Here is a 17,612-nt window from a genome sequence, read left to right on the forward strand (position 1 = left end):
AGAGGTGGTCCCACATGTTTGAACAACTAAAAGCTTATTTATAAGTGATACTCTGCTCTAGTTAAGCTACCTTATTTTGTTGTGGTAGCTGGTCATAGTAAAACTCATCTGGAGTCATTTTGTCCAGACTCGAATGAGGTCGTTTCAAATTATAAAATTCAAAATATGCGTTTAATTGCTTCTTCGCATCCAAAACATTGCTGTAGGCTTTGAGATACACCTCTTCATATTTAACGCTCCGCCATAATCGTTCAACCATCACATTATCAACCCATCGACCTTTACCATCCATGCTGATTTGGATGTCATTTGATTTCAATACATCAATAAATGCATCACTGGTAAACTGACTGCCTTGGTCTGTATTAAATATTTCAGGTCGACCATATTTTTCAATAGCTTCATTTAATGTTTCTATGCAAAATGTAACCTCCATACTAATCGATACTCTATGCGCAAGTACCTTGCGGCTATGCCAATCAATCACAGCACATAAATAAACAAAGCCTTTTGCCATAGGGATATACGTTATATCCGTAGACCACACTTGATTACTGCGCTGAATAGCCAATCCTTTGAGCAGATATGGATATTTGCGGTGAGCTTGATTAGCCTGGCTTAAATTTGGTTTGCAATATAACGCATTAATGCCCATTTTCTTCATTAAAGTACGTGTATGACGTCGTCCTATATGATGTCCTTGACGATTCAACAAATCACGCATCATACGGCTACCTGCAAAAGGGTATTGCATATGTAACTCATCCATACACCGCATCAGCTTCAGATCTGATGCACTCACAGGTTTTGGGCGATAGTAATAACAACCACGGGAGACTTTCAGCAGCTGAGCTTGCTTAGATACTGAAATCTGAAGTGAGTCATCGATTAACTTTTGTGGTTGAAGCGGCCCAGTTTCTTCAACACACCTTCTAAAAAATCAATTTCTAATGCCTGCTCACCGATTTTTGCATGTAGTTTTTTTAGATCGATGGGTGGTTCTGTTGGAGCTTTTGATTGATCGAAAGCTTGCGAGGAAGCTGAAATCAGTTGATTTTTCCAGTCGATAATTTGGTTTTGATGAACATCAAATTCAGCACTCAATTCAGCAAGTGTTTTTTCTGCTTTAATCGCAGCAAGTGCTACCTTAGCTTTAAAATCATTTGAATGATTTCTTCTTGGTCTACGTGCCATAAAATACTCCATATATTGATGTTTATAACATCATTTGGGGAGCAAAATATCACTTATAAGTGTTGTTCAAATTTCCTGATCCACCTCTGTTGCAGTTTTGCATGACTTTACAGGGACTTATAAGGCAGGTTGGATTTTTCATTTATGTAGTGTGATATTGGTCATTGTGTTAGTGGTAAGGCTAGCTCCAAGAAGTTATAACAAAATTCACTAATAAAGGTTTAGGTGAGTAAAGAATATTACGGACCTAAAGAAATACTATTTTGAAGGGAAGATGGTTAAAGAAAAGTGATAGGATAATATTGAAACTTTTAGTTTTTAAATGAACACAACAATATTTGATTTTTATGACATCTTCTTTGAAAAAAATAGCTTTATTAAAACAGGGCTTAGGAAAAAATAGTCCATTCGCAGCAGGTAGGCAAGGAACATTAGAGGCGATTGAGCATTTAGGTTATGTACAGATTGATACCATATCTGTCGTTGAACGTGCTCATCACCATATATTGTGGAGTCGAGTGCCAAATTATGATTTAAGCCATTTAAACAGTTTGGTTCGTGAGCGGCAGATTTTCGAATATTGGTATCATGCGGCCTCTTATCTTCCTATGAAAGATTATCGATATGCATTACTGGCAATGATGTCTGTCAGAAAAGGGGAAAGTCGCTATTTTAATAGAGGCGATCAACACCTTATGAATGAAATTCTGGCACGTGTACGTGCCGAAGGTAAAATTCGGTTAAGGGATATTGATAAGAAAAATAAAGAGAGTTTAGGGAATTGGTGGAATACCGGTCCAGGCCGCCGTGCTTTTGAGCAGTTATATATGCAAGGTGACCTGATGATCTGTGAACGTAACGGTATGGAAAAAGTTTACGATTTGACTGAACGCTGCCTACCTGAAAATATTGATTTAAGTTTGCCTACGCTTTACGAATATGCTCAGTATTTATTTAATAATACGCTTCGAGCTCATGGTGCATTTACGTGGAAACAATTGGTTCATTTAAAGAAAAATGATTTAAAAGAAACCATGCGTGTCGTGCTAAAAGAGCAGATTGATGCAGGTGTCGTATCAACGATTAAACTTGCCGACGGACAAAATTTATATGTTGATGTAACTGCAATAGAGCAACAATTGGATACTGATTTTGGTCTAAAAATACTTTCGCCTTTTGATAACTCTCTTATTCATCGTGACCGTTTAACTTCTTTATTTGAATTTGATTATCGGATCGAATGCTATGTGCCAGCGGCCAAACGGGTATTTGGATATTTTTGTTTGCCTATTCTTTATCAAAATGAGTTAGTAGGACGAGTCGACTGTAAAGCACACCGGACAGTAAAAGAACTAGAAGTGATTAGTCTACATTTAGAAAAAACGGTAAAAGATAAAGAGCATTTCTTTTTTGAATTAGATCAGGAACTCAAGCGTTTTGCAGCATTTAATCAATGCTCAAATGTGAATGATAAGGTAGTCAAACTCATTCGCAGCAAGCTTTAAGTACCAATCTAATTGGATGTCAAAAATGATTAAAGCTAAAACACCAAAAGAGTGAAAATTTTTGGTGTTTAACTTCGCTTAGTTCAAAGACATACGGTATTGAATAACGCCGGGCTTTTGTGCAATCCAATCATAGAGCTTTTGGGCTGTTTGATTACTTTCTTGAGTATGCCAATATAAACGTTCACAGCTATGTTCGGTGGCTTGCTTCTGTACATACTCAATAAGTTGTTTACCAATTTGTCGTCCACGAACTTCAGGTGATACATACAGATCTTCTAAATAACAGTAGTTATTTTCTGCCCAAGTAGACCGATGAAACATATAAGTGACAAAACCTAAGATACGTTCTTTATTTTTGGCAACTGCACAATAAATAGGTTCTTTTTCATCGAAAAAACGATCCCAAGTCATTTTTGTGATATGGAGGGGTAAATTGACCTGATAGAAATTTTGATAGGCAACCCAATATTCTAACCATTGAGTATAGTCTTGTTGTTGAACTGGCGAGACTTCGATCGTTTCATTTTGAATCATAATTACACTTCATTCTGACTAATTGATGAAATTATATATTGGATATGAATGTTTTATAGAAACATTAAAGTATTAAAAACTAACACAATAAATTTGATGAGAAAAGAAATTGCTTATTTTTATAACTTTCTAAAATAAAATTTTTTTTATTAATCTTATTTTAAGCTAGCTTTATTATTCTAATAAAACAAAGCTCGTCTAAGTACACCTTTTAGCCACATTCTCCAGATGTGGCTCTTTTTATTTGCGGTTAGAAAATCTAGAAGTAAATAAATATGATTAAATATTTATTTTTGAATCTCTATAAGTTTTTTAATCATTTTCCATTGCATTACTATAAAACTTAACACCTATTTTAATGCGATCTCGACCATTACTCATACGCCAGCGATTCGTATCACGTAGGGAATACACGCAGCCACAATATTCTTGTTGGTAAAATTCTTCACGTTTACTAATCTCAATCATGCGGCTAGAGCCACCATTTTTTCGCCAGTTGTAGTCCCAGTACTGAATATCGGGATAGTGTGAAGCAGCGCGAATCCCGCAATCATTGATTTGCGCCATATTTTTCCATCTTGAAATCCCTAAAGAGCTGCTGATTAGACTAAACCCATTTTCATAAGCATATAAAGCGGTACGCTCGAAGCGCATATCAAAACACATGGTACAGCGGATACCGCGTTCAGGTTCATTTTCCATACCTTTAGCACGGGCAAACCAATTATCGGTGTCATAATCTGCATCAATAAAGGGGATATTATGTTTTTCTGCGAAGCGGATATTTTCTTCTTTACGAATGAGATATTCTTTTACCGGATGAATATTAGGATTATAAAAGAATATAGAAAAGTTTATATTAGACTCAATTAATGACTCCATTACTTCTCCAGAGCAGGGAGCACAGCAAGAATGGAGTAATAATTTATTATGTCCAGATGGGAGTTCGAGTTTTTGACGTTGAATAGCCATAATTAAAAAATAAGTTATATTTTTATATATTTTAGATTTTTTAACTGCTTATAAAAATGAATTTTTTTCAATTAATGATGAAAATATCTAATCTTTATTATTTGTGCTGAATAATAAAGTATTTTTTAATTTTATTACATATAATAAATAATATATTATATTTGCGTAATATTATTAAAAATAATTTTAACTTTCTATTGTCAAAAAAGTACACTCTATAGAAAATAGGAATAATTTTATATTTGTGTAACTATTTGTCTTTTATATATTTATCTACTTAGTTTTAGCTAGAAAAATTGTGTGATGAACGTCTCAAATAAGTATTATTTTTTAAATTTAAATATTTTTTTAGATTTATATTTTTAATAAATTTATACTAAAACAGTTATTCTATTTTTCTCATTTGAGTATGTGATATTTTAAGATATGGACGATTGGCAATGTAAGTATTGTAATGGTTACATTATGGTTAATCATTCAAGGATAGAGGTAGGGGAAAAAGTTTACTTTTTGGTATATAAATTCGATGCAAAAAATGAAAGAAAAAAACTATATAAAAAAGGAACTGTAATTGCACGTTGCGATAGTATTTTACATATCGAATCAAGAAAAAAGACATATAAAATAGAGGAGGCTAAAGTCTATCCTTTAGGTGCACCTATGCCATTTGTTTATAATATGTTCTGGATATGTGGTTGTGAAAACAGACCATAATATTTTTATTGAATCTAAAATGAATAGTGAATTTAAATAATTTTGATGATTTTTTATTCAATTTTGCAAATTATAGTTTTTAATTTTTATAAATAACTTAAATTGCTGAACGGTTAAAGTTAGATTGCAATTTGACAAAATTTTAGCATCCTTTTATAAGACCTCAACTAAGCTTGAGATTAATAAAAAATGAGTGAAAGGAATCAAAGTCGTTTGTTAACGGTTGGTGAGGTTGCAAAACGTAGCGGTGTTGCGGTTTCAACCCTTCATTTTTACGAATCTAAAGGTTTAATTAAAAGTATAAGAACTAATGGTAACCAACGCCGTTTTACTCTAGTGGTGTTACGTTACATTGCGATTATTAAAATTGCTCAAAAAGTTGGTATTCCATTATATGAAATAAAACAAGCCCTAAGTAAATATCCGATGGGTTCTAAATTAACTGCACAACAATGGAAAGAGCTATCTCTCGATTGGCGGAAGAATTTGGATGAGCGTATTCAAAAACTCACAAGACTCAGAGATGAAATGGATTGGTGTATTGGATGTGGTTGTTTGTCATTAGAACAATGTCCATTAAGGAATCCAAATGATGTGTTGGGACAAGAAGGTGCCGGGCCACGTATTTTAGAAAGACCATAGAAGATAAATTTTATTGTTAGATATAACGCATCATAATTTAACATTTGCAATAGAGAATTATTTTGTAAGTTGCTCTCTATGAAGGTTTTTTATTGTAAACAAGTCATATAAAACATAAATTTTTTTGATATCTTTATTTCTTTTAGTAAGAAGCAAAATTTATGAAAAAAATTATCTTTCTTGGTTTAGCGCTTGTTTCGTTAACGGCTTGTTCATCAGTACAACATAAAGATTCAACTCCTCCAAAAATTGGTTCACCAAATCCTGCTAGTCAATATTGCGTTGACCAAAGCGGGAAATTAGAAATTAGAAATGAAGCAAATGGTCAGGTAGGTTATTGCCATTTGCCAAATGGACAAGTCGTCGAAGAGTGGAAATTATTCCGTGATAATCAGGCGAACTGTGTTTCAGAAGAAGCTCAAAAATTAGTTGGGCTATCTGGTTTAACTGATGATCAAATTAAGCAAAAAACGAAGTCAGAAATTGTTCGTAAAGTTGCTCCAGGTCAACCGATGACAATGGATTATCGTTCAAATCGTGTAACTGTCACAATTGATCCAACTTCTAAAAAAATTACTCAAGCAACATGTGGTTAATTCTTTAATTAAAGAATTAATTTAAGTTCAAACAAGAAGGCCTGTCAAAAGACAGGCTTTTTTTAGGCAGCCAAATAAATTGTTAAGCTTAATCACATAATTTTTCATAATGCACAAAAACCTGTTAAACCTCATTCAAAGAAAAACAAACATAGGTGCTAAGTTTTAAGTTCCTTTTAAATCATGTGTAGGAACGAGCTATGATGCAAGCAATGTTTTTCTTTAGTGCTGGAGCAGTTTTTGGTTATTGCTATCGTCATTACGATGCTAAAGTTAAAAAAGCCATTGATTCAAAATAAATGATTAAAAAGCCTGCTTCTTGAGTAGGCTTTTTTCTTTTTATTATTCCCACCCATTGAATAGAACATATTTTAAGTAATCATAAAAAAAGCCCCTAGCGGACTAGAGGCAGAAAAACTTCAGATGCAGGTAACAGGTGAATTATGCATCTGAGTTAAGTAGGTTGTATCAAACCATGTAGAGCACTTTACCAGTAAAAATGAGTAAAAATAGGGATGTGCGACTAATGGCTAATGTTTTCTGTATCTTTTTTAACCATTTTTGAAAGTAAATAATTTTCTTCAGACCCGTTTAATTTTTGAATCTTTATTATTAATAAATCAGAAAAAAGCTTTCAAAACATATCCTATTTATCAGTTCTACAGTTTTTATCTTTGTTTTTTATACGTTTTTTTAGATGAAAAGAATTTTAGAACAAAGACTATTCTTTTTTATGTATATCGTATACGATATATGAAGAATGATTGGACAGCTATTGATACCCATTCCATAACTTTTGAGATGGATTAACTCAAAAGTACAACTACCAATAGTTTTAACTATATTACTGAGGAATAATTATGAGTAATATCTTCACAGGATGTATCCCGGCGCTAATGACTCCATGTACTCCTAACCGTGAGCCAGATTTTGATGCGCTTGTGAAAAAAGGGCATGAACTTATTGAAGCGGGAATGAGTGCGGTAGTGTATTGTGGTTCAATGGGCGATTGGCCTTTATTGACCGAAGCTCAACGTCAAGAAGGTGTAGCACGACTTGTAGCTGCTGGTATTCCGACAATTGTGGGTACTGGGGCAGTTAATTCAAAAGAAGCAGTTTCTCATGCAGCTCATGCAGAAAAAGTAGGTGCACAAGGGCTTATGGTAATTCCACGTGTATTATCACGTGGTGCATCACCAACTGCACAAAAGGCACACTTTTCTGCGATTTTAAAAGCTGCTCCTAGCTTACCTGCGGTAATTTACAATAGCCCGTATTATGGATTTGCGACTCGTGCAGATTTGTTTTTTGAATTACGCCGTGAATTTCCAAACTTAATTGGTTTTAAAGAGTTTGGTGGTGCTGCTGATATGCGTTATGCAGCTGAGTTCATCACTTCTCAAGATGACTCTGTGACATTAATGGCTGGTGTAGATACTCAAGTTTTCCATGGTTTCGTTAACTGCAATGCAACGGGAGCAATTACGGGCATTGGTAATGCTTTGCCTAAAGAAGTTTTACAGTTGGTTGACCTTAGTAAGAAAGCTGCAGCAGGCGATGCGAAAGCTCGTCGTTTGGCACAAGAATTATCAAGCGCTTTAGAAGTTTTATCGTCTTTTGATGAAGGTACTGATTTAGTCCTTTATTACAAGTACTTAATGGTACTTAATGGCGATAAAGAATATACCTTACATTTTAACGAAACGGATGCGTTGAGTGAATCACAACGTAAATACGTTGAAACTCAGTATGAATTATTCCGTACTTGGTACCGTAACTGGTCAGCTGAAATCTAAGCAAATATCTATAAAAAAAGAGGCTAAAGATTTAGCCTCTTTTTTTTACTTCTATTATTTATTTTTTAGTGAGAACTATAACGCATAGGAAAATGAGAATTAAACCTAAATAACTATTCATTGTTAAACTTTCGCCTACGACAACAACTGCCAATAAAGCTGCCACAGGAATTTCGACCAAAGCTAACGTCATGGCTTGACTGGCTGGAATACGTTTTAAACCAAAGCTAAAAAATAAATAGCCTAAGAACATAGGTACGATTGGGATATAAAGGGCTACCCAAATATTATTTGGATAATTAAATAGGTGAGTTGCTGTAATTAATAAAGTAGGTAATAACAGAACTGCTGAAATCCCAAAGATCACGCCCATGGCAGCTCTTGAGTCGATGCCTTTATGGATTAAGTTTTTCATAATCCATGAATATGTTGCATAACTCAGACTTGAGAGTAAGCCAAAAAATACACCTAATAGCCGTTCGGATTGGACGCCTTGATGTTGGTGACTATGTTCGCCTGCATATGAGAGTAAAACAACTCCTAAAAAGCCAAGAATAAAACTGATAAGCCATTTTAAAGAAAGCTTACGTTTATCTAATAGCCACTCAAGCATAACTGAGAACAAAGGGGCGCAGCCAATTGAAATAACAGTACCAATAGAAACACCAGCTAATGAAACCGAGGAATAAAAAGCAAACGGACAAAGAATAGAAACAATGACGGCAATCAAAACTTTGGTCTTATAGTCAAAAAGCTTTCGGTAATCTTTTTTAATGGCTTTTAAACTTAAAAATGTATGAATTAAACCACCGAAGCCCACAGAAATGGTAGCAATCACAAGTGGACTGATGCCCTTTGCAAAAGATGCTGCTGTGCCTGCCGTACCCCATAGAAAAGCAGCAAATAGTACAGATAAGAAACCCGTATAATAAGTCAGGGAAAATTTTGCTTCTGTTGGCGTACTCATATGAAGTGACTCAAACTCTGAAAGTTTTATGCAGCAAGATTTCTACAAGATAATAATTTTTACCTTGTAAGGAATAATCAGCTCAATGGATAAGAATTTTTGACAGTTTCCCGTCAAGAGAACAGAGTAGTATGCTGGTATTTATGACAATTTGCTTGGTTAAATACACTAAAATAATGACGATTTCGGCATAGTCTAATAATAGTTTTGTGAATTAAATGGTATAAAGTATACTTTGTATATGAATGATTTTAAAAATTATTAGTTTATAGTGATATAAAAGTAGTTTTTAAAAGCTTTATATGAAGGATAAGCCGTACCGAAAATGATGCTTTCAAAGCAATAATTTCATTATGGTGGATGACTAAAATTATCATCCTTTTGTTTGTGTCATATTTTGAGGTTAAGAGAATATTCGTGACGCTACCATCTTTTAATGTATCAAATCTTGGTGCAATGCCTTCGGTATCTGAAGTTATTGTCAAATATATTAGAGAAGCAATTATTGCAGGGCATATTGCTGAAGGTGAGCCTATCCGTCAGGATGAAATTGCCAAGCTATTTAATGTCAGCAAAATTCCGGTACGTGAAGCCTTAAAGCAACTTGAAGCCGAAGGCTTAGTAGAGTTTATAAAAAATCGCGGTGCAATTGTGACCCGTATTTCTGAAGAAGAATTAGCACAGATTTTTGAAGTCCGAGTGATGTTGGAAACGAAGCTGATTCAGCTCGCCGTGCCAAATATGACAGAAGAAACTTATAAAAAGGCAGATGAAATTTGTAATGCCTTTATCGATAACATGGATATTGGAAGCTGGACCACACTAAATTGGCAGTTACATGCCTGCCTGTATGAACCAGCACAACGGCCTTATATGCTCGGATTAATTCGTTCTATTTACGATAAAATTGAGCGCTATTTAAGATTGCAGATGAATGTTTCCGAAGGCAAATCACGTGCAAATGATGAGCACAAAGAAATTGTGAAAGCCTGTAAAGCCAAGGATGTTGATTTGGCGGTTAAGTTAATTGAAGAGCATATTAATGGTGTTTGCCAATCACTTTATGAGCACTTACCTCACCATAAAAATGTGAAAAAATAAGCGCTGCATTCTTTATCATTTCAATTAGGCCAATGGCCTAATTTTTTTGTCTTTATTTTAGCTGGAGTAAGTTTTCACTATGCTGATTTCGTCATAGATTTATAAGAAAACGATCAAGCTTGCTGTTTTCAGATCAGTCATCCTAAAGGAAAATGTAAGGATACTTCTATGAAAACAGTAAAAATTTTGGACTCTCATACTGGTGGCGAACCAACACGATTAGTACTTGAAGGTTTTCCTGATTTAGGCACAGGAGATATGGAAAGCCGCCGAAAAATATTATCAGAACAATATGACCATTTCCGTAGAGCAACCATGCTAGAGCCGCGCGGTAATGATGTGTTGGTTGGCGCATTATTGTGTAAGCCAGTGAATCCCAAAGCGAGCGCGGGCGTTATTTTCTTTAATAACACGGGCTACCTAGGCATGTGTGGTCATGGCACGATTGGTTTAGTGGCTTCGTTAGCACACTTGGGAAAAATACAAGTTGGTACACACTTAATTGAAACTCCAGTAGGTGATGTTGAAGCGACATTGCATGAAGATCATTCAGTGAGTGTGCGAAATGTACCGGCATATCGTTATAAAAAAGCAGTCGAAGTTGATGTTGAAAAATATAGAAAAGTTACTGGTGATATTGCATGGGGCGGTAACTGGTTCTTCTTGATTAATGATCATGGTCAACGTGTTGCAAGTGATAATTTAGATCAACTTACTGAATATGCGTGGACGGTTAGACAAGCGCTTACGGCACAAGGAATAACCGGTAAAGATGGGCAAGAAATTGACCATATCGAATTATTTGCGAGTGACGCCGAAGCAGACAGTAAAAATTTCGTGCTTTGTCCAGGCAAGGCCTATGACCGTTCACCGTGTGGAACCGGAACAAGTGCGAAAATTGCTTGCTTGGCCGCAGATGGCAAACTTGAGCCAGGAAAGTTATGGAAACAAGCCAGCATTATCGGTAGCCAGTTTATTGCCTCGTATGAACAAGCAGGGGAATATGTGATTCCAACCATTCGTGGTGAAGCTTACATGAGTGCCGAAGCAACTTTATTTATGGATGAAAATGACCCATTTGCTTGGGGTATTCAGCTATGAGAACCGATGCCATCGTCATTGGGGCAGGCATTGTAGGTGCTGCATGTGCTTATGAATTGGCTCGGCAAGGGTTAAATGTGCAAGTTTTGGATGCTCGGATCGGTGGTGCAACAGCCGCGGGCATGGGGCATTTGGTCATTATGGATGACTTGGAAGCCGAATTAAAACTTAGTCATTGGTCAGTTCAGCTATGGCATGGATTAGGACAAGAGCTTTCGGAAGAATGTGCCTATCGCCAAACGCCAACTTTATGGCTGGCAAGTAGCGCAGAAGAAATGCAGATTGCTGAGGAAAAATATCAACGTCTCACTGCACAAGGTGTCCGTTGCCAACTTCGAAACGCAGATGAAGTTCATCAGCTTGAACCTCACTTAAAGCAGGGTCTTTATGGTGGTTTAGAAGTTTTTGATGATGGAATTTTATATGCACCTTGTGCTGCTGAATGGTTATTAAAAAAATTTCCCCACAAGGTTCAGGTTCAACAAGCTAAAGTTATCCATATTGAAGAAAATCGGGTTCAGTTAAGTGATGGAACATGGCTAGAAGCTGCGCATATCGTTTTGGCTAATGGCATTCATGCGACAGATTTTTTCCCAGAGTTACCGATTGAACCTAAAAAAGGTCATCTGGCTATTACCGATCGTTATCCCGAATTAAATGTAAAACATACATTAGTGGCTTTGGCCTATGCAGCCAGCACTCAAGCGACAAGTGGAATTTCGGTGGCTTGTAATATTCAGCCTAGACCGACGGGCCAGCTTTTTATTGGGTCATCTCGTCAGTTCAATACGGTTGATCCGACTGTAGAGCCAGAAGTCTTTACTCGGGTACTTAAAGAGGCTGTCGATTATTTTCCAGCTTTGGCTGATCTTAATGTTATTCGGGCATGGACTGGTTTTCGCGCAGCCACACCCGATGGTATTCCGGTAATTGGACGACATCCTGCATTTCAATCGGTTTATTTAGCGGTAGGGCATGAAGGTTTAGGTGTAACCACAGCAACAGGTACAGCAAAACTGATTGCCTCACACATATGTGGATTAACTTTTGATATAGATCCAGAACCTTTTTTACCTCATCGTTTTATAGGAGCTGCATAGATGATTCAGCTTTTTATTAACGGCCAACCGGTTTCTGTGATTGAAGGTACGAGTGTTGCTGCTGCTTTAGCACAAGCGAAGTCTTACAGCCGTTTGTCAGTTTGTGGTGAAAAACGTACTCCATTTTGTGGAATGGGAGTTTGTCAGGAATGCCGTGTCAATATTAATGGACTCAGAGTGCTTGCTTGTCAGACGCTGTGCCAGCAAGACATGAAGGTGGAAACACAATAATGGAAAAACAATACGATGTGGTGGTTATCGGTGCTGGGCCTGCAGGGTTGTCAGCTGCTATTGCAGCCGCCGAAAGTGGCGGGCGAATTTTAATATTGGATAATAACCCACAGGCGGGCGGTCAAATCTGGCGGGCTGGCCCGATTTTTCCTGTACCTGAAATGGCGCAGCAGAAATATCAACAAATTAAGGCTCATTCTAATATTGAATTTATGTTTGGTGCGAAAATTGTCGCCGCACCTTTTGCACGCCAGTTACTCGTTGAGCGACCTCACGACAGCCTAAACTTGTCTTATCGCCAGCTTATATTGTGTACGGGCGCAAGAGAACTGTTTTTGCCTTTTCCCGGTTGGACTTTACCTGGCGTAACAGGGGCAGGTGGTTTGCAAGCCTTAATTAAAGCAGGCACACCTGTCAAAAATGAACGCATTGTGATTGCAGGTTCAGGGCCATTACTTTTAGCAAGTGCGGATACGGCAAAAAAAGCAGAGGCTCAAGTTCTCTATGTTGCCGAACAGGCGGCTTCATCTTCCGTTCGTAAGTTTGCACTACAACTTTGGCGTTGGCCTTCGAAAATAATACAGGCGTTATCTTTGCCTTATCGTTTATATCAACCTGACAGTTATGTGGTTGAGGCGATTGGTCAGGAGCGTCTTGAACGGGTAAGGCTACAAACGCCGAAGGGAATCATTGAAATTGAGTGTGATCGACTCGCGTGCGGATTTGGTTTAGTCCCGAATACTCAATTAGGGCAGTTAATGGGTTGTCAAATTAAGGACAATGCGATTACGGTCGATGACTATCAACGTACATCACAGCCACAGGTGTGGGCAGCAGGTGAGTGTACAGGTTTTGGCGGAAGTGAGCTGGCGATGGTTGAAGGTAGCATCGCAGGTTATGCCGCTATAGGCCAAAATGAAAAAGCGAGACAATTATTTGCTCAAAGACAACGGTATCGTTTATTTGTACATCTCCTTGAGAAAAGCTTTAAGTTACGTGCTGAGTTAAAAACGCTTGCACGCCCAGAAACTATTTTTTGTCGATGTGAAGATGTGACTTTTGATAAGGTTGCCGAGCGTAGTAGTTGGATTGATGCAAAATTACATACACGTTGTGGAATGGGACCATGTCAGGGAAGCACATGTGCAACAGCAGCAGCTTGTTTATTTGATTGGCAGTTGCCTAACTCTAGACCACCATTACTGCCTACTCGTGTAAAAAGCCTCATGGCGATGTCTACTTCTCCTTTAAATCAAAAATGAAATGTTCTAGAGTAGACAAGTTATAACTTTGTCCGCTCTAGCTCATGACTTTGGTTCAAATTCCGAAACTAACCACCACTTTGGAAGATTTCTTGAAAAATCTGGAAAGTATAGAACCATTATTTGATGCTTTATCTTCGGTGGTATTTTTCATCAAAAATACTGAAGCACGCTATGTCTTTGTTAATCAAACATTAGTAAATCGCTGTGGTCTAAAAGATAAAACTGCGTTACTTGGAAAGACCTCGGAAGAAGTCTTTCCTCACTCTCTTGGAAAAATATATACATCGCAAGATTTACAAGTCATTCGCCGTGGTAAAAAGTTAACAGAGCAATTAGAGCTGCATTTATATGCAAAGAACCAGTCGGGTTGGTGTTTAACCTACAAAGAACCTTTATTTGATGCGGATGGAAAGTTAGTAGGAATAGCAGGTATTTCTAATGATTTAAATGTGCCTGAACATACACATCCTGCTTTTTACAAAATGGTTCAGGTTGAGGATTATATTAAAAAGAATTATGCCGAAACCATTACTTTGGCGCATTTGACTGCAATTGCTGGTGTATCTGTGGCTCAGTTAGAACGTTATTGCAAAAAAATATACCATTTAACGCCTCGGCAAATGATTAGCAAAATACGACTTCAAGTCGCCACTGAACTGCTTGCGACTGACTTACCAATCACTCAAATTGGTTTGCGCTGTGGTTATACCGACCATAGTGCTTTTTGTCGTCAGTTTAAGTTGCATACAGGCATGTCACCTACTTTGTATCGGGCCTCTATCAAAAATATTTAGACAAAAAAATTGGGCTGTATAAAACAACCCAAATCATTATTAAGTACTGAATTTGTATATTAAAGATTAATCTTTAAAAGCTAGAGATCGGCCTTTGGTTTCTTTCACCAGCAAAATCGAGACAATAGAAATCAGGCTTGCGGCAACCAAATATAAAGAAATCGGAATCGAACTATTAAATTCTTTGAGTAATGTTAGGGCAATTAATGGAGCAAGCGAACCTGCCATAATGGGTGCGACTTGATAACAAAATGAAAGCGCCGTATAGCGGATGTGAGTTGGAAATAACTCAGTCATTAACGCAGAGTAAGGCGAGTAGGTCATGGACTCAATAAATAAACCAAGCACAATTGCTAACATAATGAGCCAGTCATTGCCTGTATCCATTAAAGGAAAGCCGACAAAACCCCAAAAAGCAGTAAGTACAGCTCCAATAAGATAAATAGGTTTGCGGCCAAATATATCGCTTAAATGCCCCATAAAAGGAATAATAAAGAAATGGATCAGATGAGCGCCGAACATGAGCAGTAAAATTTGTGAAGTATCTTTATGGACGACTAACTTTAAATAACTGATCGAAAAAGTAACCACCATATAGTACAAAATGTTTTCTGCAAATCTGGCACCGATACCCGCAATAACAGATTTCTTATGATATTTTAAAACCTCAATAATTCCGAGTTGTTGTTTTTCAAGAAGCTGTTGTTTGGCCTGTGCTTCTTTAAACACTTCGGCATCGTCTACATTTTTTCGAATCCATAAACCAATCAGTACCACGACTGCTGAGAACCAGAATGCACAGCGCCACCCCCAGTCTAGGAATTGTTCGGGTGAGAGGTTTTTTGAAAGTAATAATAAAACCAGTGTGGCTACTAAATTTCCGAGCGGTACGCCAGTTTGTGGCCAGCTTGCCCAATAACCTCTGCGATCATCTGGACTGTGCTCTGAAACTAAAATAACTGCGCCGCCCCATTCACCACCAAAAGCAAAACCTTGAATTAAACGCAGTATCACTAGGAGTGTAGGAGCCCAATAGCCAATTTGATGGAAGGTAGGAATACAGCCCATTAAAAAAGTAGTGATACCGACAATAATCAGGCTAATTTGCAATAATTTCTTACGTCCAATTTTATCGCCGTAATGCCCAAACACGAGGCCACCGAGGGGTCTTGCTAAAAATCCAACGGCATACAGGGCAAAGGCCGCCAAAATGCCATCTATAGCATTGCCAGTTTGTTGAAAGAAAAGTTCGCCAAAGACAAGGGCTGAGGCGGTTCCATAAAGGAAAAATTCATACCATTCTGCTACGGAGCCAACCATGGAGGCCGCGACTACCTTTTTTAGTGTTGTCGTCATATACCAATATCCTTATTTGAAAATATGTTACGCATTGATTTGATGGAGCATCTTGCTATTCATTTTTTGCACTTTTTTATTTAAATAATGTGCGGTTACGCTGGAGGCTTTGAACTAAAAAAAGGAGTTCATCTCTTGGATAAACTCCTTTAAAAAAATTAAAGAGCAGCTTTACTCATTTCACCATTGACCAAGCGCGCAATACCAAGCGGATTGGCATTTTGAAGGGCGAGTGGCAATAAGTGATCTGGATAGTTTTGATAACATACTGGACGTAAATAACGCTCGATTGCCAAGGTTCCTACCGATGTACCGCGTGCATCTGAAGTTGCAGGATATGGCCCGCCGTGTACCATGGCATCGCAGACTTCCACACCTGTTGGGTAACCATTTAGAAGTAAACGTCCTGCTTTTTCTTCGAGTAATGGAATAAGGGTCGCGAAGTTCTCAAAATCTTGTGGCTCGGCAATTAATGATGCTGTAAGTTGACCACGCAGACCGCTTAATGCGAGAGCAAGCTGCTCTGCCGATTCAATTTCAATCACAATCGTCGTTGGGCCGAACACTTCTTCTTGAAGTAATTCATCATGCTCTAATAAAAGAGATACATCGGCTTTAAAGAGCTGAGGATAGGCTTGATGGCCTTGTTGGGGTTGACCCGCTAAATGCTCAATTTTGTCATGTGCGAGTAATTCTTTAAGACCATGCTCGTAGCTTCTTAAAGTACCTTTGTTAAGCATAGTTTGTGGCGGTTGCTGAGCCATTGCAGCCTTGAAATGGTCAAGGAATTGGCTAAATTCAGGTGATTTAATTCCAATAATTAAACCCGGATTAGTACAAAACTGACCGCAGCCTAAAACCACTGAACCACTAAGTTCGGTCGCAATTTTATCACCACACACTTTTAGAGCTTCGGGTAATAAAATCATTGGGTTAATGCTCGACATTTCGGCAAAAACAGGAATGGGTTCAGGACGTGCAGCAGCTAAATCGCATAGAGCACGACCACCTTTGAGTGAACCGGTAAATCCAACGGCTTTAATTGCAGGATGTTTTACCAGTGGCTCACCGACACCTTGACCATAAATCATGCTAAAGATACCTTTTGGCATGGCGCATTTCTCAATCGCACTACAAATGGCATTTGCAATTGATTCGGCTGTTGCCATGTGACCGCTATGAGCCTTCACAATAACTGGACATCCAGCCGCAAGTGCTGAAGCGGTATCGCCACCAGCAGTAGAAAAGGCGAGAGGGAAGTTACTTGCACCAAATACGGCAACTGGTCCAACACCGATTTTATATTGACGTAAATCTGGACGTGGAAGTGGCTGGCGCTCAGGCAAAGCCAAATCAATACGGGCACCTAAATAGTCACCACGGCGTAATACTTGAGCAAATAGGCGTAATTGACCTGTAGTCCGCCCACGTTCACCGCGAATACGCGCTTCCGGCAAAGCAGTTTCTTGACAGACTGTTGCAATAAACTGGTCATCAAGCGCATCAATTTCACTGGCAATCGTTTCTAGAAAAACGGCGCGTTGTTCTGGCGTAGTTTGTCTAAAAGCCGGATAAGCCAATGCAGCTGCTTGAGCTGCCTGATCAATTTCTTCAGGAGTGGCCTGAGCAAACTGATAGGGTAATGCTTCATCTGTTGCAGCATCGTAGCTTAATACAAACTTACTGTCTGCACTTGAACGTTGACCTGCAATAAAATTTTGACCAGTAATATTTAACATTA

The 17,612-nt window shown here is 37.9% G+C and carries 17 protein-coding genes and 1 pseudogene; 12 read left to right on the plus strand and 6 right to left on the minus strand.

Annotated elements, in window-relative coordinates; genetic code table 11:
* Positions 1 to 61: 61 nt before the first annotated feature.
* Positions 62 to 1,206, minus strand: a protein-coding gene (locus tag MKL36_RS12635; protein ID WP_085944219.1) for an IS3 family transposase whose coding sequence is annotated in 2 segments (ribosomal slippage) — positions 62 to 942 and positions 942 to 1,206 — 1,146 coding nt in all. Because the reading frame shifts where the segments join, the coding sequence is not laid out codon by codon here.
* A 76-nt stretch (positions 1,207 to 1,282) separates the two neighbouring features.
* On the opposite strand from MKL36_RS12635, the pseudogene MKL36_RS12640 reads away from it, so the two are divergent.
* Positions 1,283 to 1,408, plus strand: a pseudogene (locus tag MKL36_RS12640) (MFS transporter); the annotation flags it as partial.
* Positions 1,409 to 1,541: 133 nt separating this feature from the next.
* Positions 1,542 to 2,699 carry a winged helix-turn-helix domain-containing protein gene (locus tag MKL36_RS12645; protein WP_021510276.1) on the plus strand — a complete coding sequence of 386 codons (1,158 nt, stop codon included), beginning with the start codon at positions 1,542 to 1,544 and terminating at the stop codon, positions 2,697 to 2,699.
* A gap of 78 nt (positions 2,700 to 2,777) precedes the next feature.
* On the opposite strand, the gene MKL36_RS12650 is transcribed toward MKL36_RS12645, so the two are convergent.
* Together MKL36_RS12650 and MKL36_RS12655 are read right to left on the minus strand one after the other, a co-directional pair.
* Positions 2,778 to 3,236 carry a GNAT family N-acetyltransferase gene (locus tag MKL36_RS12650; RefSeq protein ID WP_017816965.1) on the minus strand — a complete coding sequence of 153 codons (459 nt, stop codon included), beginning with the start codon at positions 3,234 to 3,236 and terminating at the stop codon, positions 2,778 to 2,780.
* A gap of 312 nt (positions 3,237 to 3,548) precedes the next feature.
* On the minus strand, positions 3,549 to 4,208 hold the full coding sequence (locus MKL36_RS12655) for an epoxyqueuosine reductase QueH (protein WP_071543225.1): 660 nt from the start codon (positions 4,206 to 4,208) through the stop codon (positions 3,549 to 3,551).
* Positions 4,209 to 4,634: 426 nt separating this feature from the next.
* Between MKL36_RS12655 and MKL36_RS12660 the strand changes: the two genes are divergently transcribed.
* From MKL36_RS12660 to MKL36_RS12675, 4 genes are all read left to right on the plus strand, one after another.
* Complete coding sequence (locus MKL36_RS12660) at positions 4,635 to 4,922, plus strand: hypothetical protein (RefSeq protein ID WP_000342965.1); 288 nt, start codon at positions 4,635 to 4,637, stop codon at positions 4,920 to 4,922.
* Between the two features lie 189 nt (positions 4,923 to 5,111).
* Entirely contained in the window at positions 5,112 to 5,564 is a 453-nt protein-coding gene (gene soxR / locus MKL36_RS12665; protein WP_000004116.1) for a redox-sensitive transcriptional activator SoxR, read from the plus strand.
* Between the two features lie 161 nt (positions 5,565 to 5,725).
* On the plus strand, positions 5,726 to 6,160 hold the full coding sequence (locus MKL36_RS12670; protein WP_021510277.1) for an I78 family peptidase inhibitor: 435 nt from the start codon (positions 5,726 to 5,728) through the stop codon (positions 6,158 to 6,160).
* Positions 6,161 to 7,020: 860 nt separating this feature from the next.
* Positions 7,021 to 7,956, plus strand: coding sequence for a dihydrodipicolinate synthase family protein (locus MKL36_RS12675; protein ID WP_000065199.1), 936 nt, complete (start codon positions 7,021 to 7,023; stop codon positions 7,954 to 7,956).
* A 58-nt stretch (positions 7,957 to 8,014) separates the two neighbouring features.
* Here the strand turns inward: MKL36_RS12675 and MKL36_RS12680 are convergent, their stop codons facing one another.
* Positions 8,015 to 8,923 (minus strand): DMT family transporter, encoded by a 909-nt coding sequence (locus tag MKL36_RS12680; RefSeq protein WP_000106977.1) that lies wholly within the window; start codon positions 8,921 to 8,923, stop codon positions 8,015 to 8,017.
* Positions 8,924 to 9,340: 417 nt separating this feature from the next.
* Between MKL36_RS12680 and MKL36_RS12685 the strand changes: the two genes are divergently transcribed.
* The 6 genes from MKL36_RS12685 (at position 9,341) to MKL36_RS12710 (ending at position 14,515) form a co-directional block, all read left to right on the plus strand.
* On the plus strand, positions 9,341 to 10,024 hold the full coding sequence (locus MKL36_RS12685; protein WP_000174668.1) for a GntR family transcriptional regulator: 684 nt from the start codon (positions 9,341 to 9,343) through the stop codon (positions 10,022 to 10,024).
* Between the two features lie 168 nt (positions 10,025 to 10,192).
* Positions 10,193 to 11,125 carry a 4-hydroxyproline epimerase gene (locus MKL36_RS12690; RefSeq protein ID WP_021510279.1) on the plus strand — a complete coding sequence of 311 codons (933 nt, stop codon included), beginning with the start codon at positions 10,193 to 10,195 and terminating at the stop codon, positions 11,123 to 11,125.
* Positions 11,122 to 12,225, plus strand: a complete 1,104-nt coding sequence (locus MKL36_RS12695; protein ID WP_021510280.1) for an NAD(P)/FAD-dependent oxidoreductase — start codon at positions 11,122 to 11,124, stop codon at positions 12,223 to 12,225. The genes MKL36_RS12690 and MKL36_RS12695 overlap by 4 nt, the downstream gene beginning before the upstream one ends.
* Positions 12,226 to 12,456 (plus strand): (2Fe-2S)-binding protein, encoded by a 231-nt coding sequence (locus tag MKL36_RS12700; protein ID WP_000615327.1) that lies wholly within the window; start codon positions 12,226 to 12,228, stop codon positions 12,454 to 12,456.
* Positions 12,456 to 13,718: an FAD-dependent oxidoreductase gene (locus tag MKL36_RS12705; RefSeq protein ID WP_021510281.1), complete on the plus strand. Its 1,263-nt coding sequence runs from the start codon at positions 12,456 to 12,458 to the stop codon at positions 13,716 to 13,718. Before MKL36_RS12700 ends, MKL36_RS12705 begins: the two co-directional genes overlap by 1 nt.
* A gap of 44 nt (positions 13,719 to 13,762) precedes the next feature.
* The gene (locus MKL36_RS12710; protein WP_021510282.1) at positions 13,763 to 14,515 is read left to right on the plus strand and encodes an AraC family transcriptional regulator; all 753 of its coding nucleotides are present in this window, start codon (positions 13,763 to 13,765) and stop codon (positions 14,513 to 14,515) included.
* A gap of 66 nt (positions 14,516 to 14,581) precedes the next feature.
* On the opposite strand, the gene abaF is transcribed toward MKL36_RS12710, so the two are convergent.
* Together abaF and MKL36_RS12720 are read right to left on the minus strand one after the other, a co-directional pair.
* Positions 14,582 to 15,871: a fosfomycin efflux MFS transporter AbaF gene (gene abaF / locus MKL36_RS12715; RefSeq protein ID WP_000214022.1), complete on the minus strand. Its 1,290-nt coding sequence runs from the start codon at positions 15,869 to 15,871 to the stop codon at positions 14,582 to 14,584.
* Positions 15,872 to 16,029: 158 nt separating this feature from the next.
* Positions 16,030 to 17,610, minus strand: a complete 1,581-nt coding sequence (locus MKL36_RS12720) for an aldehyde dehydrogenase (NADP(+)) (protein WP_021510283.1) — start codon at positions 17,608 to 17,610, stop codon at positions 16,030 to 16,032.
* Positions 17,611 to 17,612 lie beyond the last annotated feature (2 nt).

The organism is Acinetobacter sp. AOR12_HL, assembly GCF_027855275.1.
GTDB lineage: Bacteria > Pseudomonadota > Gammaproteobacteria > Pseudomonadales > Moraxellaceae > Acinetobacter > Acinetobacter baumannii.

Coding starts and splice junctions, on each gene's coding strand:
- MKL36_RS12645 (WP_021510276.1), top strand. CDS start 1,542: ATGACATCTTCTTTGAAAAAAATAGCTTTATTAAAACAGGGCTTAGGA.
- soxR (WP_000004116.1), top strand. CDS start 5,112: ATGAGTGAAAGGAATCAAAGTCGTTTGTTAACGGTTGGTGAGGTTGCA.
- MKL36_RS12700 (WP_000615327.1), top strand. CDS start 12,226: ATGATTCAGCTTTTTATTAACGGCCAACCGGTTTCTGTGATTGAAGGT.
- MKL36_RS12720 (WP_021510283.1), bottom strand. CDS start 17,610: ATGTTAAATATTACTGGTCAAAATTTTATTGCAGGTCAACGTTCAAGT.
- MKL36_RS12705 (WP_021510281.1), top strand. CDS start 12,456: ATGGAAAAACAATACGATGTGGTGGTTATCGGTGCTGGGCCTGCAGGG.
- MKL36_RS12710 (WP_021510282.1), top strand. CDS start 13,763: ATGACTTTGGTTCAAATTCCGAAACTAACCACCACTTTGGAAGATTTC.
- MKL36_RS12680 (WP_000106977.1), bottom strand. CDS start 8,923: ATGAGTACGCCAACAGAAGCAAAATTTTCCCTGACTTATTATACGGGT.
- MKL36_RS12670 (WP_021510277.1), top strand. CDS start 5,726: ATGAAAAAAATTATCTTTCTTGGTTTAGCGCTTGTTTCGTTAACGGCT.
- MKL36_RS12695 (WP_021510280.1), top strand. CDS start 11,122: ATGAGAACCGATGCCATCGTCATTGGGGCAGGCATTGTAGGTGCTGCA.
- MKL36_RS12690 (WP_021510279.1), top strand. CDS start 10,193: ATGAAAACAGTAAAAATTTTGGACTCTCATACTGGTGGCGAACCAACA.
- MKL36_RS12655 (WP_071543225.1), bottom strand. CDS start 4,208: ATGGCTATTCAACGTCAAAAACTCGAACTCCCATCTGGACATAATAAA.
- MKL36_RS12675 (WP_000065199.1), top strand. CDS start 7,021: ATGAGTAATATCTTCACAGGATGTATCCCGGCGCTAATGACTCCATGT.
- MKL36_RS12650 (WP_017816965.1), bottom strand. CDS start 3,236: ATGATTCAAAATGAAACGATCGAAGTCTCGCCAGTTCAACAACAAGAC.
- MKL36_RS12660 (WP_000342965.1), top strand. CDS start 4,635: ATGGACGATTGGCAATGTAAGTATTGTAATGGTTACATTATGGTTAAT.
- abaF (WP_000214022.1), bottom strand. CDS start 15,871: ATGACGACAACACTAAAAAAGGTAGTCGCGGCCTCCATGGTTGGCTCC.